This window comes from Cytobacillus firmus (assembly GCF_023612095.1).
Classification (GTDB): Bacteria; Bacillota; Bacilli; order Bacillales; family Cytobacillaceae; genus Cytobacillus.
Map to the genome: position 1 here is coordinate 3,660,552 of NZ_CP086235.1, position 26,235 is coordinate 3,686,786.

Annotated in this window: 24 protein-coding genes and 2 pseudogenes; 7 read left to right on the plus strand and 19 right to left on the minus strand. The window is 43.9% G+C overall.

The genetic code is table 11. From position 1 onward, the window contains the following. The first annotated feature begins 41 nt into the window (after positions 1 to 41). Complete coding sequence (locus tag LLY41_RS18475) at positions 42 to 344, plus strand: DUF5634 family protein (protein WP_095244441.1); 303 nt, start codon at positions 42 to 44, stop codon at positions 342 to 344. Between the two features lie 80 nt (positions 345 to 424). Continuing rightward, positions 425 to 841, plus strand: a complete 417-nt coding sequence (locus LLY41_RS18480) for a VOC family protein (protein ID WP_095244440.1) — start codon at positions 425 to 427, stop codon at positions 839 to 841. 40 nt (positions 842 to 881) lie between these two features. Here the strand turns inward: LLY41_RS18480 and LLY41_RS18485 are convergent, their stop codons facing one another. From LLY41_RS18485 to LLY41_RS18535, 11 genes are all read right to left on the minus strand, one after another. After that, positions 882 to 1,634, minus strand: a complete 753-nt coding sequence (locus LLY41_RS18485; RefSeq protein WP_095244439.1) for an AAA family ATPase — start codon at positions 1,632 to 1,634, stop codon at positions 882 to 884. Positions 1,635 to 1,662: 28 nt separating this feature from the next. Continuing rightward, complete coding sequence (locus tag LLY41_RS18490) at positions 1,663 to 2,505, minus strand: SPL family radical SAM protein (RefSeq protein ID WP_370460357.1); 843 nt, start codon at positions 2,503 to 2,505, stop codon at positions 1,663 to 1,665. Positions 2,506 to 2,715: 210 nt separating this feature from the next. After that, positions 2,716 to 4,182: a protein adenylyltransferase SelO gene (locus tag LLY41_RS18495; RefSeq protein ID WP_304588059.1), complete on the minus strand. Its 1,467-nt coding sequence runs from the start codon at positions 4,180 to 4,182 to the stop codon at positions 2,716 to 2,718. 144 nt (positions 4,183 to 4,326) lie between these two features. Then, positions 4,327 to 4,482: a DUF1540 domain-containing protein gene (locus LLY41_RS18500; RefSeq protein WP_076260238.1), complete on the minus strand. Its 156-nt coding sequence runs from the start codon at positions 4,480 to 4,482 to the stop codon at positions 4,327 to 4,329. A gap of 195 nt (positions 4,483 to 4,677) precedes the next feature. Next, a complete protein-coding gene (locus LLY41_RS18505) occupies positions 4,678 to 5,655 on the minus strand; it encodes a tRNA dihydrouridine synthase (RefSeq protein WP_304586092.1) in 978 nt (325 codons plus the stop codon). Between the two features lie 191 nt (positions 5,656 to 5,846). Then, on the minus strand, positions 5,847 to 6,524 hold the full coding sequence (locus LLY41_RS18510; protein WP_304586094.1) for a conserved phage C-terminal domain-containing protein: 678 nt from the start codon (positions 6,522 to 6,524) through the stop codon (positions 5,847 to 5,849). 469 nt (positions 6,525 to 6,993) lie between these two features. Then, a complete protein-coding gene (gene rlmD / locus LLY41_RS18515) occupies positions 6,994 to 8,373 on the minus strand; it encodes a 23S rRNA (uracil(1939)-C(5))-methyltransferase RlmD (RefSeq protein WP_304586095.1) in 1,380 nt (459 codons plus the stop codon). Positions 8,374 to 8,392: 19 nt separating this feature from the next. Continuing rightward, entirely contained in the window at positions 8,393 to 9,274 is an 882-nt protein-coding gene (locus LLY41_RS18520; protein WP_304586096.1) for a DNA-3-methyladenine glycosylase family protein, read from the minus strand. A gap of 103 nt (positions 9,275 to 9,377) precedes the next feature. After that, entirely contained in the window at positions 9,378 to 10,169 is a 792-nt protein-coding gene (gene pdaA / locus LLY41_RS18525; RefSeq protein WP_095244422.1) for a delta-lactam-biosynthetic de-N-acetylase, read from the minus strand. A 117-nt stretch (positions 10,170 to 10,286) separates the two neighbouring features. After that, positions 10,287 to 11,840, minus strand: a complete 1,554-nt coding sequence (locus LLY41_RS18530) for a fumarate hydratase (RefSeq protein WP_304586097.1) — start codon at positions 11,838 to 11,840, stop codon at positions 10,287 to 10,289. 177 nt (positions 11,841 to 12,017) lie between these two features. After that, positions 12,018 to 12,200, minus strand: coding sequence for an SE1561 family protein (locus tag LLY41_RS18535; protein WP_035326476.1), 183 nt, complete (start codon positions 12,198 to 12,200; stop codon positions 12,018 to 12,020). 178 nt (positions 12,201 to 12,378) lie between these two features. Between LLY41_RS18535 and LLY41_RS18540 the strand changes: the two genes are divergently transcribed. After that, the gene (locus LLY41_RS18540; protein ID WP_304586100.1) at positions 12,379 to 12,861 is read left to right on the plus strand and encodes a DUF421 domain-containing protein; all 483 of its coding nucleotides are present in this window, start codon (positions 12,379 to 12,381) and stop codon (positions 12,859 to 12,861) included. Between the two features lie 48 nt (positions 12,862 to 12,909). On the opposite strand, the gene ggt is transcribed toward LLY41_RS18540, so the two are convergent. Beyond that, on the minus strand, positions 12,910 to 14,616 hold the full coding sequence (ggt, locus tag LLY41_RS18545; RefSeq protein WP_304586102.1) for a gamma-glutamyltransferase: 1,707 nt from the start codon (positions 14,614 to 14,616) through the stop codon (positions 12,910 to 12,912). A 137-nt stretch (positions 14,617 to 14,753) separates the two neighbouring features. Then, the gene (locus LLY41_RS18550) at positions 14,754 to 15,383 is read right to left on the minus strand and encodes a hypothetical protein (protein ID WP_304586103.1); all 630 of its coding nucleotides are present in this window, start codon (positions 15,381 to 15,383) and stop codon (positions 14,754 to 14,756) included. 171 nt (positions 15,384 to 15,554) lie between these two features. On the opposite strand from LLY41_RS18550, the gene yfkAB reads away from it, so the two are divergent. Further along, positions 15,555 to 16,670, plus strand: a complete 1,116-nt coding sequence (gene yfkAB, locus LLY41_RS18555; protein WP_370460136.1) for a radical SAM/CxCxxxxC motif protein YfkAB — start codon at positions 15,555 to 15,557, stop codon at positions 16,668 to 16,670. A 38-nt stretch (positions 16,671 to 16,708) separates the two neighbouring features. Here the strand turns inward: yfkAB and LLY41_RS18560 are convergent, their stop codons facing one another. From LLY41_RS18560 to LLY41_RS18575, 4 genes and pseudogenes are all read right to left on the minus strand, one after another. Further along, the gene (locus LLY41_RS18560) at positions 16,709 to 17,530 is read right to left on the minus strand and encodes a YfkD famly protein (protein ID WP_095244416.1); all 822 of its coding nucleotides are present in this window, start codon (positions 17,528 to 17,530) and stop codon (positions 16,709 to 16,711) included. A gap of 410 nt (positions 17,531 to 17,940) precedes the next feature. Beyond that, positions 17,941 to 19,002: a calcium/proton exchanger gene (cax, locus tag LLY41_RS18565; RefSeq protein WP_304586104.1), complete on the minus strand. Its 1,062-nt coding sequence runs from the start codon at positions 19,000 to 19,002 to the stop codon at positions 17,941 to 17,943. 179 nt (positions 19,003 to 19,181) lie between these two features. Continuing rightward, a pseudogene (locus tag LLY41_RS18570) lies at positions 19,182 to 20,323 on the minus strand (acyl-CoA dehydrogenase family protein). A gap of 135 nt (positions 20,324 to 20,458) precedes the next feature. Then, complete coding sequence (locus LLY41_RS18575; protein ID WP_095244413.1) at positions 20,459 to 20,842, minus strand: OsmC family protein; 384 nt, start codon at positions 20,840 to 20,842, stop codon at positions 20,459 to 20,461. A 148-nt stretch (positions 20,843 to 20,990) separates the two neighbouring features. Here LLY41_RS18575 and LLY41_RS18580 point away from each other — a divergent pair, with 148 nt between their 5' ends. Next, complete coding sequence (locus tag LLY41_RS18580) at positions 20,991 to 22,169, plus strand: MFS transporter (RefSeq protein WP_095244412.1); 1,179 nt, start codon at positions 20,991 to 20,993, stop codon at positions 22,167 to 22,169. 213 nt (positions 22,170 to 22,382) lie between these two features. Beyond that, on the plus strand, positions 22,383 to 24,305 hold the full coding sequence (locus tag LLY41_RS18585) for a heavy metal translocating P-type ATPase (protein WP_095244411.1): 1,923 nt from the start codon (positions 22,383 to 22,385) through the stop codon (positions 24,303 to 24,305). 222 nt (positions 24,306 to 24,527) lie between these two features. Here the strand turns inward: LLY41_RS18585 and LLY41_RS18590 are convergent. Beyond that, positions 24,528 to 25,351 (minus strand): annotated as a pseudogene (locus LLY41_RS18590) (YihY/virulence factor BrkB family protein). Positions 25,352 to 25,370: 19 nt separating this feature from the next. After that, positions 25,371 to 25,751: a YtxH domain-containing protein gene (locus tag LLY41_RS18595; protein ID WP_095244409.1), complete on the minus strand. Its 381-nt coding sequence runs from the start codon at positions 25,749 to 25,751 to the stop codon at positions 25,371 to 25,373. 239 nt (positions 25,752 to 25,990) lie between these two features. Between LLY41_RS18595 and LLY41_RS18600 the strand changes: the two genes are divergently transcribed. Then, on the plus strand, positions 25,991 to 26,221 hold the full coding sequence (locus LLY41_RS18600; RefSeq protein WP_035326433.1) for a DUF1128 domain-containing protein: 231 nt from the start codon (positions 25,991 to 25,993) through the stop codon (positions 26,219 to 26,221). Positions 26,222 to 26,235: the final 14 nt, after the last annotated feature.

Genomic DNA, 26,235 nt, shown 5'->3' on the forward strand with positions numbered 1-26,235 from the left:
AGCCATATTAAGGATAGCTAATATAGAAGGGAGCAAGCAAAATGGAGTATTTACCAAGAGAGCAAGTTGTAAATTCACTGCAGGAGCCATTTCAGTCCTATTTAGACAAATATGGAATCGACGATATTGGCATTTTCGAGGAAGAAGGCCAGGATCAGCACTGCTATATGGGATACACAGTGAAAAAAGCAGGGAAAACGTATCATGTGCATAGCCCATTCCTTAAAGATGGGAATGGAGGATTATCACCTGAAAGAAATGAGTGGACCATTGAATCGGATGAACCTAATGGTGCTGATAGAAGCGGATTTAACAGTATAGAACAAGCACTTCAGGAATTATAAAGATTGTTACGATTGAACTGTATTAATAGTAGAATATTTCGTCTATAATGGAATTGTATTTAAAGGAAGGAGTGGACGGGTTGGCTGTTAATGCGTATTTAAATTTTAATGGTAATACACGGGAAGCTATTGAGTTTTATGTAAAGGCATTTGAACTGGAAATGCCGGAGATTACCACTTTTGGTGATGCTCCGCAGAATCCTGAATATCCTCTGCCGGAGGAAGCCAAAAATCTGGTTATGCATTCAAGCCTTACTATTTGCGGCAGTACTGTCATGTTTTCAGATACGTTTCCAGGTATGCCATTTACAGTAGGAAATAACATTAATCTCGCAGTTGTCATTAATGATGTGGATAACATGAGAAAGTATTTTAACAATCTGGCAGATGGCGGTAATGTAACCATGGAACTGCAGGAAACATTCTGGAGCAAGAGCTTTGGCCAGTTAACAGATAAATTCGGGGTTAACTGGATGTTCAGCCACGAAAGCGAATAACATACATAGTTAATAATGGAGGCATGCAGCCTCCATTTTTTTATTCATTCAGTAAATGATGGAGCATTCGATTCTTATCATCGAAAAATTGCTTCATAATGCGGTAATGATTCGTTTCTTCCAGCTTCTTTTCCGCGATGCCGTCATCAGTGAATTCATATATGGCAGCATCAGGATAGGCCATAATGATCGGAGAATGGGTAGCGATAATAAATTGTGAATGGTCGCCTACCAAATCATGAATCCTTGTCAGCATGGACATTTGCCTCAATGGTGAAAGTGCCGCCTCCGGCTCATCCAGAATGTAAATTCCGCTGCCTCGAAAGCGATGAAGAAAGGTGGAGAAAAATGCTTCCCCATGCGACTGCTCATGTAAAGAACGGCCGCCAAAGGAGTCAATCACTTTTGGTCCGCCGCCTTCCCTGTCCATTTCTTCAATATTGGAAGCAACATTATAGAAGCTCTCTGCCCTTAAGAAAAAACCATCAGACGGCCTATCTACGCCTTTTATTACCTTTAAATATTCGCCCAGCATGGAATGTGAATCAAAGGTAGAAAAATTAAAATTGAATGATCCGCCTTCCGCATTGAACCCTAACGCAACCGCAACTGCCTCCAGCAGGGTCGACTTCCCCATCCCATTCTCGCCGATCAGAAAGGTGACTTTCGGGTGAAAAGCCATCTCATCCAGTGTTTTCAGGCTCGGAAGGCTGAAGGGATACTGATGGAAGGATGGTATATCTTCTCTTTTAAGCCTAATGCCTCTTACGTATGGTGAACTTAATAGATCCATATAAATACCTCATCTATTTTATAATCAGCTATTTGCCATCAGGGCTGAAGCCCGCCTTGGATACACCTAATTGAATGGATGCATCTTGAAATTCCTGCTCCAGCATTTTAAGAACCACTTTATATGCAGACGGATTATACCATTTCTCCAAACCAAGCTCATCAAAAATCTTGCGGATTCCCAGTCTTTCGGTCCTTCTTCCTCCGCTTCCATCCCCCATCCAAAAATCGTCAATCGTCACACGGTTTGCAATAGATTTTAGTTTTGCCGGGAATTCCCGCGAGCATGGAAGTAACGGGGCCAGTGTTGCCTGAGTTATGATTCCTGCATCTTTGATGTCTTTTAGCGCAGCCATTCTTGCCGGGATGGGAGGTGCCGCTGGTGCAAATGCCTTTCTGACCTCTTCTTTGTCTGTCTCGATTGTCATAGAAATTCTGACTCTATCTCTGAATTGCTGGAATAAATCGATATCCCGCTTCACCAGTGGGGAACGGGTTTGTACATGTAAAAAATCAGGCTGATTTTCAAGCATAACTTCCAATAAACTTCTGGTAAGTTTTGAGGTATATTCAATCGGCTGGTAAGGATCAGTGGAAGAGGACATAAATAAAGCAACTTTTCCCCTTTTTTTAGCTTTAGCCAATTCTTTCTCCAAAAGCTCGGCCGCATTTGATTTTATATCAATCCAAGCACCCCATTCCTCTTCACGGAAAATGGAAACAGGGAGCTCCTTTACGTAGCAATATTTACAGCCAAAAGCACAGCCCGCATATGGGTTCATTGAATGAGTAAAATTGTCTATCGCACCTTTGGCAGGTGTTAAAATACTTTTTGATACGATTTCTTTAAGCTGTATATTCAAGTCAATCACCAAATCGAATGTATGTTCTGTTTTAAAAGTAACACTGTGATCTCCTGATGTCAACAATAAGCAGTCAATCTCCTGTATCATTACAGGATGAGAATTGCCGCCTTTTTAAATTATATGAAGATATCCTTTTTTAAAATTACGCTTCCTGCTTAAATAACACTAAGCCTGACCCATTAATTGGGCCAGGCTTTACCTTTTTATTTCTTCATATTATGTTCCGCAATACGTGCGGTAGGGCATGCCGGATGAATCCGGCAGTTTGCAGTATTCTTCCTGATCTTCCCTATAAGCATAAGGATTCTCCAGCGCTGCAAGAAGCTTTTTCATCACGCTGTAATCTCCATTGTTAACAGCTGCTTCCAGAGCTTCTTCCACCCGGTGGTTTCGCGGGATGATGGCCGGGTTGCTGGCTCTCATTAACTGATTTACTTCTTCTTTCATTTCCTTCTGCCTGGTCAGCCTTTCCTGCCACTGACCATGCCAGCCGGCAAATTCCTGATCATTGCCTAACACAGTGTTCTCAATGTCTCCCAGTGTTAAGGCACGGAATGTGTTCGTATAATCGGCTTCAGACTTCTGCATAATCTTTAGTAGTCCGGTAAAAAGGGCTTCATCTTCTGCTTCTTCATTAAAAATCCCAAGCTTTGCCCTCATGCCGGCAAGCCAATGGTCCTGATACATTTTATTGTATTCTGAAATAGCGCCCTGAGCTATTTTAACAGCTTCCTCTTTCTCTTCATGCAGCAGAGGCAAAAGGGTTTCCGCAAATCTCGCCAGATTCCAGCCGCCAATATAGGGCTGATTTCCATAAGCATAACGGCCTTCCCTGTCAATGGAACTGAAGACAGTTGCCAGATCATACTTATCCATAAAGGCGCACGGACCATAATCAATCGTTTCCCCGCTGATTGCCATGTTGTCGGTGTTCATGACTCCATGGATGAAGCCAATATGCTGCCATTTCGCAATGAGCGCAGCCTGACGCTGGATCACTTTCTTTAGGAGAGCCAGGTAAGGATTGTCATCTTCTTTGATTTCAGGATAATGACGCTCAATCGTGTAATCTGCCAGGGTTCTAAGCTCCCCAACAGGCCGCCAATTCGCCGCATATTGAAAAGTCCCCACCCGTATATGGCTATCCGCCACTCTTGTCAGAATCGCACCCGGAAGCATGGTTTCCCGGATAATGGCTTCCCCTGTTGTTACAACCGCCAGACTGCGGGTAGTGGGAATTCCAAGGGCATGCATGGCTTCACTGATAATGTACTCCCGGAGCATCGGGCCCAGAGCCGCCCGCCCATCGCCGCCGCGCGAAAATGGCGTTCTGCCGGAGCCTTTCAGCTGAATGTCAACTCGTTTATCCTCAGGGGTAATCTGCTCGCCGATCAGCATTGCCCGGCCATCCCCAAGCATATTAAAATGTCCAAACTGATGTCCTGCATAAGCTTGAGCAAGAGGTTCAGCTTCTTTTGGAACTTGAGAGCCTGAAAGGACCTCAATGCCTGTTTCACTTGTCAATGCATCAACATTTAATCCCAGAGATTTCGCCAGTCCCCCGTTAAGGATGACCAGCTCAGGGGATTGTACAGGGTTGGGCTTCATTTTTGAGAAGAATGCCTGCGGGAGCCGCGTATAGCTATTATCAAAATTCCATCCGATTTCATTGCTAATTGTCATCATAACTCCTTCCTTGCCTTCATGGTTTTATAGTCATTTTCCTTTATTATACCCTTTCTTGTAAAACATAGCGGGCATCTTTTTGTATGTAAAAAAACCTGACAGCCGGGATTTTCATCCTCCGGCGGTCAGGCTTTCTCATGCTTATGCATCCTGCTCAAACGTTTTACAGGCTGTTTCCTCTATTTCATCCGCTTCCCGGCCATTCTGGCCAATCACATAAATAGAGTCAGCTACACATTTATCACCTTCAGCCCAGTACTTACAGTTTTCCACGTTACACAAAACTTCTACTTCCATTTTTGGCCACCTCCTTTTGGTTTAGTGATTATATACCCCTTTTTCGGATCGTTAACCATATGGGATAATGTTCCAAATTGAGGCGGAATGGCCTTGGAGGGAGTTAGTCCCAATCAACTCAGTAAGTATAATACAAAAAGCAACAAACCTTGTGAAAAAGGAGGATGGACCGCTAGCCCATCCCCTTTTATCAATTCAGTTATTATTTTCAAGATTCTGTGACGCAAAGGCATCAAGCAATTCACGCACTTCATTTGTTGACCTTGTGTTCATCAAATGATTTCTTAGTGCACTTGCCCCTGGAAATCCTTTGACATAGATTTTGAAAAAGCGGTGAAGAGCGGTGAACGGCCGCAGCTCTAAATGTGAATATTGATCATGGAGATTCATATGCAATCTTAAGAGGTCCAGCAATTCCTCACTAGTATGATCCTTCTTCTCCTTTTCAAAGGCAAATGGATTATGGAATATGCCGCGCCCAATCATGACTCCATCAATCCCGTATTTCTCGGCAAGCTCTAAGCCTTTTTGACGATCAGGAATATCTCCATTGATGGTCAAAAGGGTATCCGGTGCCACCTGATCGCGAAGTTCCTTAATCTCAGGAATCAGCTCCCAATGCGCCGGCACTTTGCTCATTTCATCACGTGTACGGAGATGGATGGAAAGATTGGCAATATCCTGCTCCAAAATATGCTTCAGCCAGGTCTTCCATTCGTCTACCTCCGTGAAGCCAAGCCTTGTCTTTACACTTACCGGCAAACCTCCTGCTTTGGCTGCCTGTACTAGTTCTGCTGCCAATTCGGGACGGTGGATGAGCCCGCTTCCCTTCCCATTCTGGGTCACATTGGGGACCGGACAGCCCATATTGATATCCAATCCCTTAAAACCCATTTCCGCCATCCCAATACTCATTTGACGGAAGTATTCAGGCTTATCTCCCCAGATATGTGCTACAATTGGCTGTTCATCCTCAGTAAAAGTCAAACGCCCGCGCACACTATTGACCCCCTCAGGGTGACAATAACTATCTGAGTTTGTAAACTCAGTAAAAAACACATCAGGTCTTGCTGCTTCACTCACCACATGGCGGAAAACAACATCTGTCACCTCTTCCATGGGTGCCAGTATAAAAAATGGCCGCGGTAACTCACGCCAGAAATTTTCTTTCATCTTTTCATTCCAATCCTCTCATTAAGGGATATCATGCGAACCCATATCCCAAAATTAAAAAGCAGCCTATTTCTGCTACTTATACACTTATACCATGGTTGGTCACTTTTTATCAAACTGCCTGCAGAAGTTTCACATTAGATATTTTTTCCTTAGTTTTTAATCAGCGGCTCTTTAACAAATCCGTTTTGTCAGTCAAGGTTAAAATCTTCCTCCCGCAGCTGTTTTGCCTGCGGCTTTTGATTTAAATACGCTTCAAATTTTGAGCCAAACAGTGTTTCAGGTCTCAGGTAGCGGGAATATTGCGGGTCTCTCTTCCATTCGGCAGCCTTCAAATCAATAACCTTTTGAAAATCCTTCAGGGTGAAGCCTTGTTCCCACCATGCGCTGATCAGACTCCTCGATTTCCTGGAGCTCTCCCGGTAGCCCGAATCCGTTTTCTCATTGAGATATTGGATGATGGAAGCATACGGAATGTCCGTTTCCTCTTCTTCCTGATGGGAGTAATCACTGCACTTCATTTGAATGGGCCCCTTTAATTCTCCCTCAATCTCTTTTAGTTTTTCATAGTCAATCGAATACCATTTCGTCTGATCCCAATTATGTGCATTGAAGTTATCCGACAGGAGATAACCCTTTTCCTCAAGAATGGAAATCGTCCGTTTAATTGTACTCAGCGACCAAAAAGGCAACTGTTTCTTCCATTCTTCATACGTGTTGTAAACCCATTTTCGTCCATCCTTCTCATTACTGCTGACCGAAAGCCAATAATGGACATGCTGTAGCACGATCGCCTCCTTCATTCCCAGCTTCACCGCGAGCGATGGAATCAATATAATAGGCCGCTCCCCCACCAAAAACTTGCTCATTTAAATCCCTCCAGAATATCTTCAAAATGGTACACTGATTCTCAAAATGGTCATCATTGACACTATCCATTGATTCAGCTCCTCACCCTCTATATATAAAGAAAACAGTAAAAAGGACAGGGTGAATTAAAAATTTTTTATTAATGATTAAAACTCAGGGATGGAACCTTTCAGTTGACTGAAAAAGAGAGATTATATATATCATTTTGTAAGTATTCTTTGTAGTACTCTATGGTATTGGTTTGCTCAGGCGGGAATGGTACAAAGGGGTCAAACTGAATTCATTAGGCGGGTCAGGGCATAACATTTTGCTAATCCAACAAAAAAAGAGCGGTTAATAGCACACCACTCCTCATTCAGGCTTGTTTCAGGATGGAGGTGTGAAACAAGCCTATAAAATATTTATTTTCATGTTATAGGCATTTTAATGTTTGTTTTTGTGATTAATAGCTTATCCGCCACAATTGTATTATTTGAGTTCAAGCAGCGTAACCGCCTCAACATGCGCCGTCTGCGGAAACATATCCACAGGCTGTATGCCATTTACTTTATATTTAGAGCTCAAGACCGAAATATCCTTAGCCAATGTGGATGGATTACACGAAACATAAACCACTTTCTTCGGCTGGACTTTCAAAATAGTTTTTAACAGCTGCTGGTCCAGTCCTGTTCTTGGCGGATCGACGATGATAACATCGGGACGCCATCCTTCTTTTGTCCATTTCGGAAGCCATTCTTCTGCTTTGCCGACCACGTATTGGGCATGCTTGATTCCATGGCGGGTCGCATTTTTCTTTGCATCCTCAATGGATTCCCTGATGATATCCATGCCGCGAATTTCGGCTGCCTGATCGGCTACCCATAGTCCAATCGTTCCGACGCCGCAGTATGCGTCAGCTACTTTTTCCTTGCCTGTTAAAGCCGCTGCTCTTTTGACTTCATTATAAAGTTTGACAGTCTGTTCAGGGTTCAGCTGGAAGAAAGTCCGTGCCGATAGTTCAAACTGAAGGTCCCCAAGCGTTTCCTGGATAAAGTCGCTTCCATCCAGATTCGTGGTTTCCTGTCCAAAAATAATGGAGGTTTTTTCACCGTTCACGTTTTGGATGATGGACTTTACTTCAGGCAGCTCACTTTTTATTTTTTCGATAATGATTTCTTTTTTAGGAAGCTCTTTTTGAGCTGTAATTAATACGATCTGCAGCTCGCCTGTCTGTATTCCCACCCTGGCAACGATGGTTCTTACGATGCCTTTGCGGTTTCTCTCATTATAAATGGGTATTCGCAGGTCCTGAAGAATTCGTTTCACTGCTTCTGTCGCCTTTGTTGTCTGCGGATGCTGGACCGCACAGTGCTCAATATTAATCAGGCGGTGCGAATTCATGCCATATAAACCGGCCAGCACCTTCCCGTCTTTTTGGCCAACCTGGAACTGGCTTTTATTTCTGTAGCTCCATGGATCTTCCATTCCAATGGTTTCTTTTATATCCAGCTTTTCAGGATTCAACTTGGTATGGCGCTCTAAAGCTTGAATAATGATATCCTGCTTTTCCTTCAACTGCTGATCATAGCGGAGATGCTGCAGCTGGCAGCCGCCGCACTCATGATAGACCGGGCATGGGGGCTGGACGCGGAACTCCGATTTTTTGCGGATTTTCTTGATCTTGGCTTCAGAAAACTTTGGATTTACCTTTGTGGCTTCTGCTACAATTTCCTCACCTGGCAGTGCCCCAGGTACAAATACGACCTGCCTTTTAAAGTAACCGACACCTTCGCCATTGATGCCAAGCCTTTTGATTGTCAGCGGGAACGTCTGCTTAAGTTTTAATTTAGCTGTTTGTTCTTGTTTCATGATCCTTCATCACTCCAAATTACTCGATGCTTCTCCACAAATAAAGCGAAGCATAGCTCAAATAAGGATTCCAGCTCTTTGAAAATGTCTCCATTTCTTCAAGAGTCGGTTTCGCTTCTAATTTATATAATTTTTTCAAGGCATTCTGGATGCCGATGTCTGCAGCCGGAAAAAGATTGGGTCTGCCAAGCCCGAACATTAGGAAATTCTGAACAGTCCAGGGACCGACACCGCGCAATTTGATCAGTTTATCATAAATTTCTTCATCTGAAAGGTTTTTAAGCTCATCAAAGTTTATATTTCCCGCCGCCGTTTCTTTTGCAATGCCAATGACGTATTCTGCCTTCCGTCCGCTGAACTGCAGTTCCCTCAGGTCCTCCACCTTAAGTCCTGCCACTTTTTCAGGCAGCGGATAGAACCACACACCGTCTTGTTCAAATCCAAAGGTTTTCACAAACCGTTCCGTTAATGTGTGAGCAAATGCAAGGTTCAGCTGCTGGTGGATAATGCATTTCAGGATACAGCCGTATGGATCAAAGTCGAGCACAATAGGGGTGCCATAATGCGCTTCAAATATCGGCTTTAATTCTGTGTTTTGAAAATGTTTGTGAATGGTCTCAAGCGGCAGATGCCATTGGAATATTTCCGATAAGCGCTCAGCTGCTTTTTCTTTAAGGGAGCCATCCGTTCCGGAAATTAAAAATTCCGGCTGTTCCGTCGTTCCGATTGCTTTTACTTCTGCCACGACCGGCTGACGCTTAAGCATCATAGGCACTTTCACAGATCTATCCTCTATATTAACCTGATTAAGAGGATCGTTCGAAAGCCTGTCCAGTACGAGATCAAAATTATAAGGTCCTTCTACTTGTATCTTTTCCAAGAAGAATCCGTCCTTTATCATTTTCCCCGATTATAGCATTTTTTCGCTAAAATTGTTTACCTATGCAAAAATAGACCCTGACGAGCCGGGTCTATTTCTGCGATCATTGTATTTCTGCCAAACTTCAGTACAGCATCTGCTCCCCAATCGCCTGCTCCCATGTCAAGTCGTCAAGGCTCTTAAACGTGTACCCGCGCTTTTTCAGATCCTGAATGGCTTTTTCAAGTGCATCGGCATTGTCCTTTGAGACTGTGTGCAGAAGCAGAATACAGCCAGGGTGGATCTGGCGCATAATATTGTCATAAGAATACTGCCAGCCCTTCTGCCGGTCAGTATGCCAGTCTACAAAAGCAAGTGACCAGAATACATGCGTGTAGCCTTCCTTTTTAGCAAGAGCCAATGTACGTTCACTGAATATCCCGCGCGGCGGCCGCAGATAAGCCATTTGCTTAACACCAGTCAGCTTTTCGGTTTCAGCACGGACCATTTCGAGCTCTTTGATAAATTTCTCATCGCTCACTCTGGTCATATCAGGGTGATGCCAGGAATGATTGCCAATGATATGCCCTTCAGCCGCCATCCTCTTGACGAGATCGGGTGCGCTTTTTAAATAATGGCCTGTTACAAAAAAGGCAGCAGGGACCTTTTCCTTTTTTAAAACGTCCAGGACCTGCCCGGTATAGCCGTTTTCATATCCATTATCAAATGTTAAATAGATCTCCTTTTTGCTTGTATCGCCTTTATAATAAGAGCCATGCCGTTCAAGCAGCGAATCGAGCGGCTTGCCTGCTTCAGCGGGCACCTCATTTTTTGCTTTTTTAAATCCCCAATGAACCGGCGAGTTGCCGTAGTTTGCATAAGCTGTTCCGGAAAAAAACAGAATAAATACACTCAGGAAGATACTTAATTTTTTCATCTGAGCTCCTCCAATATTTTTTCTTAGTGTTTGTGAATGAAAAAAAAACATTCACAGGGCCGGCTGGCAAAAATGCACAAAAAAGAGAGACCGCAAGCAGCCTCTCTCGTTCCTCTATTAAAATACACGCTCTTTAAACCCAGCCAGTTTCTCAAGTGAAGATTTATCGACATCACGATGAAGGCTGTTGCCGTGGGAATCCATTGTCACCACTGCGGTAAAGCCTTCAACCTTAAGGTGCCACATAGCTTCAGGAATGCCGAATTCCATCAGGTCCACACCTTCAACAGACTTGATGCAATCTGCGTAATATTGTGCAGCCCCTCCGATTGCATTTAAGTAAACGCCGCCATGCTCCTGAAGTGCTGCCAATGTTTTCGGCCCCATACCGCCTTTTCCGATTACAGCACGGATGCCAAACTTTTTCATGATGTCACCCTGATATGGCTCCTCACGGATACTTGTAGTCGGACCGGCTGCTTTCACATGCCACTGGCCGTCTTCATCCTTCATCATAACCGGACCGCAGTGATAAATAACCTGTCCATTAAGGTCAACTGGAGCATCATGATCAATCAAGTGGTGGTGGATGGCGTCGCGTCCCGTGTACATCATGCCGTTGATTTGAACGACATCTCCGACCTTAAGACCGCGAATCTGTTCTTCCGTGATCGGCGCCTGCAAGGTCACAATGTTTGTTTTCTCTGCTGTTTCAGCAGCTGCCGCAGTCTCAAGCTCAGCTTCAGTTGCACCAAATTCGATGTGCTCGCCTTCCTGGTACATCCATTCATTAATTTCGCCTGTTTCCATGCTGATTTCAACACCAAGACGGCGGAACGCCCAGCAATTATAGGCAACAGATACGAAGAAGCTTGCCGGAATGCGGTTCATCACACCGACTTTACAGCCTAGAAGTGTTGTTTCCCCGCCGAAGCCCATTGTTCCGATGCCAAGCTCATTGGCATTTTCCATCACATAGTCTTCAAGCTTGCGAAGATCTTCATCAGTGTTCACATCATCTACAGAACGGAACAGCTGCTCTTTTGCCAGGTCGTAGCCTGAAGAGCGGTCTCCCCCGATTCCCACACCGATGAAACCGGCGCTGCAACCTTGTCCCTGGGCCTGGTATACAGAGTGCATGATGCACTTGCGGATTCCATCCAGGTCACGTCCAGCGCGGCCAAGGCCGTCAAGTTCACAAGGAAGGCTGTATTGGATATTTTTATTTTCACAGCCGCCACCTTTTAGAATCAGGCGTGCGTCAATATAGTCTTTTTCCCATTGCTCGAATTTTATAACGGGAGTGCCAAAGCCAAGGTTATCACCACTGTTGGCGCCAGTTAAAGAATCAACAGAGTTCGGGCGAAGCTTTCCATCCTTGGTAGCCTGGGCAATCGCGTTTTTGATTGCTTCCTTCATGACCAGCTGGTTCGCACCGACAGGCGTCTTGATTTTGAATGTCGGCAAGCCGGTATCCTGGCAGATTGGCGACACATTGTCATCAGCCATTTTAATATTATTTGTAATCGTATCCAGGCTCATCGCCGCTCTCGTGCCGGCATTTTCTCTTTCTTTCGCTGATTTAATCGCACGGCGCACGTCACGCGGAAGATTCGTGGATGTCTGAACAATCAGCTGATACATGCTTTCCTGAAATTTGTCGATATTCATTGCTTTAGTCCCCTTCCCTTTGCTCCCTATATCGCTATATCTTTTATGAAAATTATAATTATTAATCGTCTACCATTATACTCCTATCTGAAGTGTATTTAAAGATAAAGGTTGCAATCGTTTACAGGGTGAAAAAGGAATTTTCCGCAAAAAAAAAGAGCCCTCAGGCTCCTATTGTTAATCGCGGTTATTAAATTCACGGCATTTGGATTCGAGGTCATCGATCATTTCAATCAGACGGTCGATGTCTTCGATTTCAGTGTCTTCCGGCTCAATAGCTTCCAGTACGTCCAGGAACATATTTAAGCGCTGCTTTAGAAAAGTAACTTGTGAATTTTTATCTTGAATCGGACTGCCCAAAAACGTTCTCTCCTTTCGTCTCGATTACATCCTACATGAAATCTGTTGTTTCAGCAAATAAGTATTTTTACTTAATATACCCGTCAATGCTGCCCTGCAACATGAAAATGAATAAAAAATCGTCCGTTTACTGTCTTCCTTTAAAAGGAATAGACACTATATAGAAGGGAGGCAAACCATGCTTTTTTCCAGCTGGCAGGACATATGGAGAGTTCTCTCGATTGGGGCAATGAGTTATATATTCCTCGTTATATTCCTAAGGATAGCAGGAAAGAGAACGTTAACCAAAATGAATGCATTTGATTTAGTGGTGACAGTTGCCATCGGCTCTACCCTTGCCACTATATTCCTTAATAAACAGGTATCACTTGCCGAAGGGCTGACTGCTTATGTTCTTTTGATCAGCCTTCAGTATATCGTTTCCTGGCTATCTCTTCATTCAGCCAAATTCAATAAGCTCATAAAAGCCAGTCCAGAACTTCTCTATTATAAAGGCCATTTCGTTGAATCGGCTTTAAAAGAGAACAGGGTTTTACAATCAGAAGTGCTGCAGGCAGTGCGCTCCGGCGGTCATTCCTCAATGGATGAAATTGAAGCGGTTGTGTTTGAAACTGACGGCAGTATGTCAGCATTCAAAGGAGCAGTTCAACCAGTACGATGAGCACCCTTTCTGATATTGCCCATAAGAAAAGCTGATGCCAAAACGGCATCAGCTCTTTATTTGCTCCTCAGTAATTCCGGCTGCCTTCCCTTCACGGCTTGAGTCAGCCGCTCCATATAAACGGCCTATCTCCCGGTCGATTTGGATAGCCTGTACATTTCCGATCCGGCTTGGCTTATCTCCAAATTCATACCCCATGGACTCCATTTCTCCCTTGGATTCCATGCTGATGCCCGGCTCCCACTCAATAAGAGGGCCTGTTGTGGCAAAGATCCGGGGCTCTTCAATCGCTTCCTTTAAATTCATGTTATGATCAATAACATTCACAATCGTCTGAAAAACCGAGCCGATAATGGTCGGCCCGCCTGGAGAACCAAGGGTCAGGACTGGCTGATCATCCTTAAACAAAATCGTCGGGCTCTTACAGCTGACCGGCCTTTTGTCCGGTTTTGGTTCATTGATGCCGCCAGGGTTGGCATCAAAGTCTGTCAGCTCATTGTTTAATAAAAATCCGTATCCCTTTACCATAATACCTGAGCCAAACGGGTGCTCAACGGTTGAGGTACACGCAGCAATATTGCCCCATTGATCGACAACCGTGAAATGCGTCGTTTCACTTTTCTCTAAATCATCCGGCTGGCGGATAATCTGCTTTGGTTCGCCCTCCTGGTATTTCCATGGGTTCCCAAAATCGATGGCATCATTTCTTCTTTTAAAATTAATGGCTTTGACCCTTTCAGCAATATAATCATCGTGAAGCAGCCCTTCAATCGGGAGATCTGAAAATTCCGGATCACCTGAATAGGCAACTTTGTCTGCAAAAGCCAATCGCATGGCTTCCGTAATCAGATAGTACTTCTCCCAGGACTTTGGATCATATTGGCTTAATTCAAACTTCTCCAGGATTTTCAGAATTTGGATGACGGTCACACCGCCTGCACTCGGCGGAGCGGATGAAGCAATCTTATAGCCTTTATACTCGCCCCATATCGGTTCATCAATCGTAAGCCTGTAATCCTTCAGGTCCTCAAGCGTCATAAAGCCGCCTTCTTCTTCAAGACTTTTTACAATTGCTTCAGCGATCTCCCCTTCGTAAAAAGAAGAAATTCCTTCTTTTTGCAGGATCCGGAATGTCTTCGCTAAGTGCTCCTTAACAAGACTGTCCCCTTCCTTCAGTGTTTTGCCATCAGGGAAATAGAAAGCTTTAGCCTCTTCTCCAAGTCTGTAATGAAAGTTCTGAAGTGCTTCCTCCATCACCCAGTTCACTTCCACACCGCTCTCAGCAGCTTCGATTGCCGGCTGGATCAGATCGGCTAACGGCTTGGATCCGTGCTCCTCAAGAGCTGTATCAAAAGCCTTTAAGATACCCGGAATGCCCACCGCTGACCCATGAGTAGAGCGTTTGCGAAAATCGATTACTTCCCCGTTGTCATCAAGGAACATCTCAGGATGCACGCCTTTTGGCGCCCGTGTGTGGCCATCATATATTTTTACATCTTTCTTTTTATTGTCGTATACCATTAAAAACCCGCTTCCGCCAATGCCTGTCATCATTGGTTCTACGACATTAAGAGCAAATTGAATGGCTGCTGCAGCATCTACTGCATTGCCGCCTTCCCGCAATATTTTTTCACCAATATCTGTGGCAACTGAATGAGGACTGACGACCATCCCCGCAGTACCAACAGCCGTTTCTCTTTCGTGTGATTGTTTTTCCATATCATTTGATAATGATTTCCCTCGTCTATAACCCATAATGTAACCTCCAAAAATTGTCCTGTACCTATAATTAAGGGTTACCCCCGCCGCCGATTTATAAAACAACCATCATTAGGAAAAAAACCAATAAAAAATCCTCCACTCCTAAGAGCAGAGGATTTTCATATCATCTATTAAAGGTTATTGCTGTTTTTTTGAGTCTCAGGGCTATAGGTAACTGCACTTTCACCGCGCTCTGCCGGGAAAGCAGTATTTGTGCTGCTCACTGCGCCTGTACCTTGATAGTTTGAGCCTGTGGAAGTTCCACTGTTTTCAACAGGGTTTTCCATTAACTCCGAGCCAGCCTCTTTCACTTTTGAACCGATATCAGCCAGCTCGCTTTTTGCATCCTTCGCTGTTGACATAGCATCGGTTGACACTTCCTTCACCACATCCATGTTGCCGAAAACATCTTCATTCACGCGCTGATATAAACTCTGTGCGTCTTTAATGGCATCTTTCAGGGTATTGGAAGCACTCTTGAATTGATTAATCATGTTTTCCTTTACATCACCGGGATTTTCCCTTACTTCTGAAATGAGATTGGCTGAAGAATCCTTAAGATCCATCGCTTTCGTTTTCATTTTCGTTCTTGTTGAGGTATCAAGCATAGCTAAGGCACCGCCAATAATACCGCCAATCACAATCCCTTTCATCAGCTTGCTGTTTTGTCCATTATCATAATTCATGTCCATATCCTGACCGTAATCAGACCTCAAAGCAGTTGTTGTGTTTGAAGTATTATAAGTGTTATTCTGTTCCATGTTCATATCCTCCTCTTTAGTTAAAAAGTGTTTCTCGTTTGATATTGGATTAATTCCCGCAGGAGGAGAAATTAAACGTAATAATGTCATTTTTAGTCCAAACTATCGATTGACAATAGATACCAAAGACTAAATAATGACAAAGGACTTAGATTTTTTAAGGAGATACATATGAAAACACAACTTTCACGCATTACACCGGAATATGATCCATGGGAAGCTTATTCCGACATCGATCAGCACGGAAAAATGGTGCTTTCAAATATTGAATTTACCACAACAGTCTTATGCAATATGCGCTGCGAACACTGTGCTGTCGGCTATACCCTTCAGCCCAAAGATCCTGACGCATTGCCAATCGATCTGCTTTTGAAAAGGCTGAATGAAATTCCTCTTTTAAGATCACTGAGCATAACAGGCGGGGAGCCGATGCTTTCCAAAAAGTCGGTTGAAAATTATGTTGCGCCGCTTTTGCGCTACGCACACAACAGAGGGGTCAGAACACAGATTAATTCAAATCTGACGCTTGAGTTAGCCCGTTATGAAAAAATCATTCCTTATTTGGATGTCCTTCATATATCTCATAACTGGGGAACGGAGGAGGACTTCATTGAAGGCGGCTTTGCGATGATGGAACGAAAGCCGACAATAGAGCAGCGCCAGCGCCTTTTTTACAGGATGATTGAAAACAGCAGGGAACTCGTAAAAGCGGGGGTAATGGTTTCCGCTGAAACCATGCTTAATAAACGGACATTGCCTTATCTTGAGAACATCCATAAACAGATTACGGAAGAAATGAATTGTCAGCGTCATGAGGTGCATCCTATGTACCCCTCAGACTTCGCCTCCTCATTAGAAACATTAACTCTTGAAGAAATGCGTTCAGCCATCCATCATCTGCTCGATGTCCGGAATGAGGATACCTGGATGCTGTTTGGCACCCTGCCCTTTTATGCCTGCAGCAGCGAGAAGGAAGACATGGAGCTTCTAAGAAGACTGCACTCATCCAAAAATGTGACGGTCCGAAATGATCCTGACGGAAGATCACGTCTGAATGTTAATATTTTCACGGGTGATGTCATTGTCACTGACTTTGGCGATACACCACCGCTTGGGAATATCCAGACCGATCAGCTTGAGGATATTTATCAGAAGTGGAGCAGAACGGACCTTGCCGATTCACTGAACTGTCATTGTGCCGGTGTTAAATGCCTGGGCCCTAACGTTCTTGTGAAGAACAGCTATTATAAAGAAACAAATTTTAAGACGAGACGCTCGAATATCTAAAAAAATCAGCCAGCCCCGGATATTGGGCTGGCTGATTTTTATCTCGGCCTTTCCGAAACAACAAACCCGAATGTCACATGATCCTGAATCGGAATCCAGGCACCTATTCCCTGTGAAGTGACATTCTTAATGACGATCATTTTTTTGCTGCCTTTCAGCATCAAATACACTTCTCCATACGTGACTTTCCCCTTTTCATTGATGGCAGGAGCATAGCCGTATAGATAGCCTAATCTTTTAGGCGGAATATTATAGATATGATCCTTTTTGGTGCCTGCGCCGATAATCGTTTCAAAAGCAAGCGGCAGACCTGATTTCTCCATGGCTTTGAGGAGCATCATCTTTTTAACATCCTCTGCATTGGGAACCTTGGCAGTAAGTCCCCCGCGGACAACCTTCTGGGCTTCCTGCACATAATGAATCTGGTATGGCGCCTTGCCGCCCCGGTTATCAAAATAATTCGTGTTAATCCGCTGATATTCCCAATTAGGGGAGGTTTCGGCCGACTCATAATTTAACGGCCACTGACCGAGATAGACGATCGCTCTATAGCCAAGCGCGAACGGAGTGCTGCTGACAGAGGTTTCATTCAGCATCCGGATGAGATCCGGATTTTCGATCGTAACCTTCGATGAGTCAATGAGCTGCTGAGTTAATTCGCTCGGCTGCAGTGTCGGCATATCCTGCGCAGGGTTCGGATACGTATTTTCCTTCGTTACATTCAGCACCGAATTAGGGATAGTGATTGCTTTCGGCGGCTGTTTAGCCGGCTTCTCAGCCCCTTTCTGCGCTTCTGCGGCCGGATGGAATGACAGCAATAGTATAAGACCTAAAAAAAGAATGCTTACGTATTTTTTCATGATGTCTTTCTCCTTTCAAGTCACAATCTTTTTAGGGTTGATATTAGTTTTTTCGGAGAAAGCGGATATTATCCCTCCCATGAAAAATAAGCTTTGTTTCGATTTTTTTGTAACAAAATTGTAAAAATCAGAATATTTACAAATATCAATTAATGGTTTATAATGAAATTACTAAATTAAAGGAGGGCAGTGGAAATCAACCCCACTACTATGTAAAAGGAGGAGAATCGTTTTTTTGTTAAGTCATCTGCAAGTCAGGTTAATGATCCAAAATCAGCATGAAGGTTGGTGATCAATGACAGAAAGCGAACAGAACCATTCTCTGAAAAAACATAATCCTTTAAGAAAAGTACTTAAATACCCATATAAATAACCGGCCCTGAGATTTTTCAGAGCCGGTTTTCTGTTTGCTATAAAAGGTAAAATCCGATTCCCATGATTACATAAGCTGCCAGGAGAGTGGCTCCTTCAAACCAGTTGGTTTCCCCGTCATTGCCAATGACAATCATCAGCAGGACGGCCGTCACCATAGCAATTAACTCAGGCATTGTAAAGACAAGGGGCATTGCAGCCGGGAATATTAATGAAAGCAGTACAAGGACCGGTGCTACGAACATTGCAATCTGCAGCGTGGAACCAACAGCAATTTCAACAGCGATATCCATTTTATTTTTATAAGCCATAATGATGGCTGAAGCATGCTCTGCTGCATTTCCCACGATTGCCACAATGACTACCCCAATAAACAGTTCTGTCCAGCCAAACGCTTCTCCAACTGTTTCAAAGGTGTGAACCAGATTCTCTGACACATAAGCAACGGCAATGGTCGAAATGGCAAGTACCGCAATGGCTTTTCCTTTGCTCCATTCCGGCGTTTCCTCCTCATGAGAGCTTCCGTCTTCCTCATTAGACTGATAGACGCCCCGGTGAGTGACAAGCTTGAAGAATAAAGCCGCTAAATAAAGAGCTATTAAAATGACAGAGATGCCTATGCTGAATGTAATTGTTTCAGCTTCATCCATTGTCATTGAAAAAACTTCAGGAATCACAAAAGCCACAATGACGGCAAACACCAGCAGTCCTGAGTTATGACGTGCATCATAGACATTAAAGGACTGGGTCTTGTATTTAACTCCGCCAACAAAAAATGATAGTCCTGCAACTAACAGTAAATTCCCTAAAACGGATCCTGTCAGTGATGCAAGAACAACACTAATCAGGCCGGCCTTTAAAGCAAAAATGGATATAATCAGTTCAACTGCATTTCCAAAGGTGGCATTCAGTAATCCTCCAATTCTGGGACCCGCTACTACGGCAAGGCTTTCTGTCGCCCTTCCCATATAGCTGGCCAATGCGATAATCGTAATGCAGTATATCGCAAACAGCAATATATTGGACCAGTGCATCAATGTTCCGATGACAGATAGCGGAACACCTGCAAACGCCAATACCATGAACACTTTATTTGTCATATCTTTAACTCCTTTCGTTTTATACTATTTTTTAGTATTGCCTGCACATTCCTGCCTATGTGATTATATGCAGAGAGTTTATGTAAAACGTACTTTCTCTTTAGCCATTTTTAGAATGAATCAAACTTGTCGCAAATGGCATATAAAAAGCTGCCGTCTATAACAGCAGCCTTTCTTCGTTACTTTATTGCATTATTTGCTAATGCCTGAATTGTCATATCATCCATCGGCGGGTTATGAAGCCCGGCACGCACATCTCTGTAATAGCGCTGCAGCGGATTTTTTGCCGATAAACTGCGCGCACCTGCCACCCGCATGGCCAAATCGACTACTGTAATGGCTGCGTTCGTTACAGCCAGCTTGACCGCTCCCAATTCTGGCTGCATTCCGCTTCTCGTATCATCGTTTGCTTCATCCCATTTATTTGCAACTGAATAAAGGAAATGGCGCGCTCTCATGAGTTCAAATTCCATCTCGCCAATTTTTTGCTGAACATTGGGCAAATCAATAATCGCACCCTTTATACTGTTCGGGGAGTAATCCTTTGCAAACCTAATCGCATAATTCTGAGCAGCCTGTGCAATGCCCAAATAACAGGCAGGAATGTGGAGAAGCCAGCCGGCCGCGCCTTTTTTGCCGGGCTGAAACAGCTCAACAAGCGCATCCTCCTTCACCCTTACATTTTTTAAAAGAAGATCATGGCTTCCTGTTCCTCTCATAGCAATGCTGTCCCATGTTTCCTCAATCTCCAGGCCAGCAGAGTTTCCCGGAATTAAAAAGTTCCCAACCTCTCCACTCTCTTCAATCGTGGCGCTCACATTAAAGTAATCCAGCACGGGAGCCATGGTTGTGAAGCTTTTCCGGCCATTAATGATCCAGGAATCCCCCTCTTTTCGTGCAGAGGTAACGGGCTTGCCTCCCCTTGTAGGGCTGCCCGTCTGCGGTTCTGTTGCACAGTTATTCATTAGGGCACCCTTTTTGACGTCTTCACACAGCTTCTTAAATATAGCTTCTTTCCAGTTGTTTTTCTCGCCAAGGCTTTTGATAATCCCCATATGCCAGCCAATGGACAGGGCGGTGGATCCGTCACCTTCCGCTATCTTTTCCTGGAGCTGCAGAAATTCAGAAAGGGAGATTTCTTTCCCCCGTATCGTTTAGGGACGGTCAAGGAAGTATAGCCGGATTCTTTTAATTCTTTCATATTTTCAAACGGAAAAAGACCTTCTTCATCGTTTTTGGCTGCTCTTGATAAAAAATTTTTTGAGAGCTCTTCCATGAGCACGATTCTTTCTTCGGCGGTTTTTAAGTCCTGGAATTTCAATGTGGGGCACCTCATTTCTACTTGAAATTCTTATTATTTGTATAGGAATTATTATACTATTATTATTCAGTCTTTCACAAAAGTACGCTCTGTATAAAAAAACAGGAAAGAGGCATCCCCTTTCCTGTCTGCATGTTAAATAAGTTCAAATGTCTCTTCTATTTCAATGCTATCTTCCACTGAGCGCACCATTGAACAATTCTTTCTGGTCAATTCCAATGCCTTGTGGAGCTTCGCCTCATTTAAATCCGTTCCTTTAATAATGAAGTGGATTTGCACCTTTTCCACGCGGTCAGCCTTTTCAGGATTTCTTTCCACACTGGTTTTTATTTGGATATCCTCAAATTCCATGCGCATTTTTTTCATGATTTTTCTTAAGACACCGCCGCTGCACACAGCCAGCGAAGCGACAAGCAGCTGGTACGGCCTGAAGCCATACTCTTCATCTCCGGCCACCTCCAGACGCCCAAATGGCAAATCAGCATAAAAGCCTGCTTCTTCCTTCATTTTAAATTCCATGGTATTCGCCCCTTTTTATCTTATTATTAGTAGAGATTACACTATTTTGCCTTTTATGACCATAAACTTACTCTTGCCAAGATTCCTTATTCCCGATACCATCATTTAGGAGACATTTATATTTCACGTCAGAAAAAGAGGTTTTTTTATGAATAAAGAAACAATGCGCTTTTGGATTCTCATCAGCATTGTGGCCATTTCCGGCTTCAGTCAGGGAATGCTGCTGCCGTTAATTGCCATTATTTTCGAAAATGACGGCATTTCCTCGAGCTTAAATGGTCTAAATGCAACTGGTTTATATATTGGCATCCTTCTCATTTCACCTTTTATGGAATATCCATTGCGAAAATACGGCTACAAGCCGGTCATTATCCTTGGAGGATTATTAGTTGTTGTATCTCTCATGCTTTTTCCGCTGTGGAAATCCTTTTGGTTCTGGTTTATCCTGCGGCTTCTTATCGGAATCGGCGACCATGCCCTGCATTTCGGAACGCAGACATGGATCACATCCTTTTCCCCGGAAAACAAACGCGGCCGGAATATCTCCCTGTACGGACTTTTCTTCGGAGTGGGATTTGCAGTGGGTCCATTAATGGCACCGCTTGTCAAAATCAATGAAACCATGCCGTTTATCATTTCTTCCATTCTATGTCTGATTGCCTGGCTGTTTTTATTCTCATTGAAAAATGATTTCCCTGAACAGTCCATAGAAATTAATTCATTCCGGGAAACGATGAAGCGTTTTTCAAAAGCCACGAAATATGGCTGGGTTGCCTTCCTTCCGGCAATGGGTTACGGGTTCCTTGAAGCTTCATTGAATGGAAGCTTTCCCATCTATGGCCTGCGCATTGGGCTCGAAGTTTCAAGTGTTTCCCTGCTGCTGACTTCATTTGCGATCGGGGGCATCCTATTCCAGCTTCCGTTAGGCATCATGAGTGATAAATTCGGAAGGCGCCATGTGTTAATGAGTGTTCTTTTTATCGGGTTTATCAGCTTTGTCGCTGCAAGCCTGCTGGAGGAAATCGTGCTTGCACTGACCATCTGCCTATTCATTGCAGGCATGGCCGTCGGATCAACCTTCTCACTTGGCATCACCTATATGGCAGACTTAATGCCAAAGAACCTGCTGCCGACAGGCAACCTGCTTTGCGGGGTAGCCTTCAGCATCGGAAGCCTGATTGGCCCCTACTTCGGCGGCCTTTTCATTGAATTATTCAAGACCATCAGCTTTTTCAACATTATCAGTGTGATGCTGCTGATAATCTTTGGTGCCGTCACCTTATTTGGGCACAAAGGGCAGGTATTGGAGAAAAGCCAGTCATTTTAATTTCACGTAACTGTTTAGCTTTTCTTTTCATAGGTTATATAGTAATATAAGTGTAATAGATTACCATAACTGCATAATGCAAGCTGCATTACTGATCTTAACGCTGTCACCTATCTGGTGGCAGCTTTCGTTGTTTTTTAGGGGTATTGAATGTGATTATTCTTCTCAATAAGACAAATGAAAAACATAAAAACCATTTTAGGAGGACAAACGATGAGTATGGAGGCAAAGGCTCTGCTTAAAAGCAGCAATCGATCTGAAGAAAGTCTTTTAGAAAAAATCAAACCCCATGCTGAATTAATTGCCGCACTTCTGAGCGGTGTATTGATTCTGACAGGCTGGCTGTTAGACCGGAGTGGAATGGAATCACCATCGATTGCCGCTTACCTGCTGGCTTTCGTAATCGGCGGTTTTGCGAAAGCGAAAGAAGGCATCGAAGAAACCATTGAGAATAAAGAATTGAATGTGGAAATGCTGATGATCTTCGCTGCAATCGGCTCAGCCATTATCGGCTATTGGACAGAAGGAGCCATCCTGATATTTATTTTCGCAGTCAGCGGTGCTTTGGAAACCTACACCATGAACAAAAGCCATAAGGAAATCTCTTCCCTTATGGAGCTGCAGCCTGAAGAAGCTCTGAGGATCATAGACGGTTCCGAGGAGCGTGTCCATGTTTCCGAGCTGAGTATCGGTGATTTTATCCTTGTAAAGCCGGGTGAGCGGGTTCCCTCTGATGGAACCATCGTAAAAGGCCATTCATCACTGGACGAAGCCGCCATTACGGGTGAGTCACTTCCTGTTTCCAAAGGGGCGGATGACCAGGTATTTGCCGGTACTGTGAATTTGAACGGATCGATTACAGTTGAAATCACAAAACCAACTAATGAAACTCTTTTTCAAAAAATTATCGAGCTTGTGCAATCAGCTCAAAGCGAGAAATCCCCTTCACAGCTTTTCATTGAAAAGTTTGAAGGCACCTATGTCAAAATTGTTTTGGCTGTTGTTGTTCTGATGATGTTTGCTCCACACTTCCTTTTAGGATGGAGCTGGACTGAAACTTTTTACCGGGCCATGATCCTTCTTGTTGTCGCATCACCCTGTGCCCTGGTCGCATCCATTATGCCTGCGACTTTATCAGCCATTTCGAATGGAGCGAGACACGGCATCCTTTTTAAAGGCGGTGTGCACCTCGAAAACCTGAGCCATCTGAAGGCGATTGCCTTTGACAAAACCGGCACACTGACAAAAGGAAAACCGGAAGTAACCGATGTAGTAGTCAGTGATGGGCTTTCCAGGGAAGAACTGCTTCTAAAGGTCGCATCCATTGAAAGTCATTCAAACCACCCGCTGGCTAATGCCATTGTCAAATATGCCAAGAGCACACTTAATGAGTCCCTTATCCACCCGGAGAGCATTGAAGATGTTACCGGATTTGGGGTCAAAGCGAAGGTTGACCATGATGAATGGAAAATCGGCAAAGCCTCTTTTGTCGGTAAAACTGAGGCCACGGCATTTGCAGACGGAGCTGCCGACCGTATGGCAAGCGAAGGAAAGACGGTTGTATTTGTCCAGAAAAACGATGAAATCATTGGCCTCCTCTCCCTGAAGGATGTTGTCCGGGAAGAAACCAAACAGGCCATTGACCTTTTAAAGAAACAGGGAATCTACACGGTCATGCTGACAGGTGACAGCCAGACAACCGCAGCAGCCATTGCGGGCGAAAGCCATGTCAACGAGCATATTGCCGAATGCCTGCCTGAAAACAAAGTGGAGCATTTGAAAAAGCTGAAGGAAACATACAGCAATGTCGCCATGGTTGGTGACGGAATTAACGATGCCCCTGCCCTGGCCACTGCCAATGTCGGAATCGCCATGGGCGAAGGAACAGATGTAGCGCTTGAAACGGCTGATGTGGTTTTAATGAAAAATGACCTTCCGAAAATTGCGGAGGCCATCGAACTTTCAAGGCGCATGAATAAGATTATCAAGCAGAATGTCATCTTTTCGATCACGGTGATCATGTTTCTAATTGGATCCAACTTCCTGCAGCTGCTTGACCTTCCATATGGCGTAATCGGCCATGAGGGATCAACCATTTTGGTTATTTTAAACAGCTTGAGGTTATTGAGATCATAAGGAAAGCCTGGGAATTCAGATTCCCAGGCTTTTTTATGTCTAGTGGTAGCCGTTCTGCCCGTTAGCAGAACCGGATGTTTTTTGTTTTGGTTTGTTTTTGCCTTTTTGCTTAGTGCCGCCGTCTTTTTTCGTGTGCTTTGTCATATCGGTCCCCTCCAATGTATTCATTTTCCCCATTACTAGTGTGTAACGGAGAGGGACTTTTTAAGAAGGAAACTTTTATCAGCAATCCTCTTTATTGATCTTCGAACTGATGGCATTGATTTCCCCGCCCAAAATGATGATAATACCGGATATGTAAAACCAGATCATAAGAACGATAATAGCCCCAATGCTTCCATAGGTCGCGGAGAAATTGCCGAAGCTGCTGACATAGTATGAAAAAGCAAGCGAGGACAGCACCCAGCCGACTGTAGCGAAAATGGCTCCAGGCACAGCGCTTATACAGGTTAATTTTTTATTGGGAGCTATCCAGTATAACCCTGTAAACACCACAAAAAGGATAAATGGACTCACTAGCCAGCGAATCATATTCCATATCGCCAGAAATTGGCCTGACAAACCAAATTCCGAAGAGATAAATAAGCCAATCTGTCTTCCGAAAACAGGAAGAAGCAGGGCCAGTACAAACACAAAAATCATCGCAAACGTAAGCAGGATCGCCATCCCGCGAGCTATGATAAAATGACGGGTTTCCTTTACGTCATATGCCTTATTGAAAGCCTTCACAACGGCATTGATTCCATTTGAAGCCGACCAGAGCGTCGCGATGATCCCGAAGGAAAGCAGCTTTCCATTTCGCTGCGTAATTTCATAGATATTGGTTTCAATGAGTTTCATGGTCTCTCCAGGTGCAAAATCACGGACAACATTTAAGATATCCTGCTGTGTGATCGGCAAATAGGGAACGAGCGTGACCAGGAAAATCAGCAGAGGAAAAGAGAGAGAAGAAAGAAATACGCCAATTGGGCAGCAAGTCCAAAAACATCATCTTCTTCCACTCTTCTCCATAAGTTTGGAATCAGAGCCGAAAAAGTTCGTCCCATTCCAACACCTCACTTGTTATTAATGCGGAATCTGAACTGAATCGCCAGCAGGTTTTTCCGGCAGTTCGCCTGATCCCTTGGGCTTAATATCTGAAAAGGCCTGCTTTGTATTCTGTACAATCTGTGTTACTTCCGGTGCCATTTCCCTTATTTCTTCCACAGTGCCAGTAATAAAAGCGACGTCTTCACTAACCTGGTCAATAGCGGTTTTAACCTTATTGGAAACATCCTTCACCTGATTCACCGCTTCACTTGGGTGTTTTAAGTAGTAGCCGACATTGCTGGACGTTTTCCGGCAGTTGTCAACAACGGTTTCCCTTGTGGATTTGTCAAGAAGGCTTAGCGCACCGCCTGCAAGTGCTCCATATAGTACACCTTTCCAAAACAATGATTTCCCCATATTTTATTCTCCTTTAGTAAAATTATTATATGAAAATTTTATTCAATTTTTCCCTTTTTTTCGTTTAACGAAACCTGTCCTGTATTATCTTATGTAATTTGTACAAACTTCTCCTTTATTTTCTACTAATTTCCATGGTACATGCAAGCCTAATTTAAGTTGACAATTTGCTGATATCGTGGAAAGATGATAAGAAAAGTGTGTTCGTCCTAATACATAGCTATGAGAGGGTGTCTGTAATGAATAATTTATCGGAGAAGTCGGTTGAGAATGTGGAGTTTATGATTGAGGCTATTAAGGAGAAGCTGAAGGTTTTGAATTTAGGTGCTATTAAGCCTTCGCATTTTGATGAGGAAATGTATGAGGAATTGAAGGATATTTATGATCTTGTTATGAAAAAGGATTCGTTTAGTCCGAATGAGATGCAGGCTTTGGTTGAGGAGCTTGGGAATTTGAGGAAGAATAAATAATTTGGGAGCAGCCT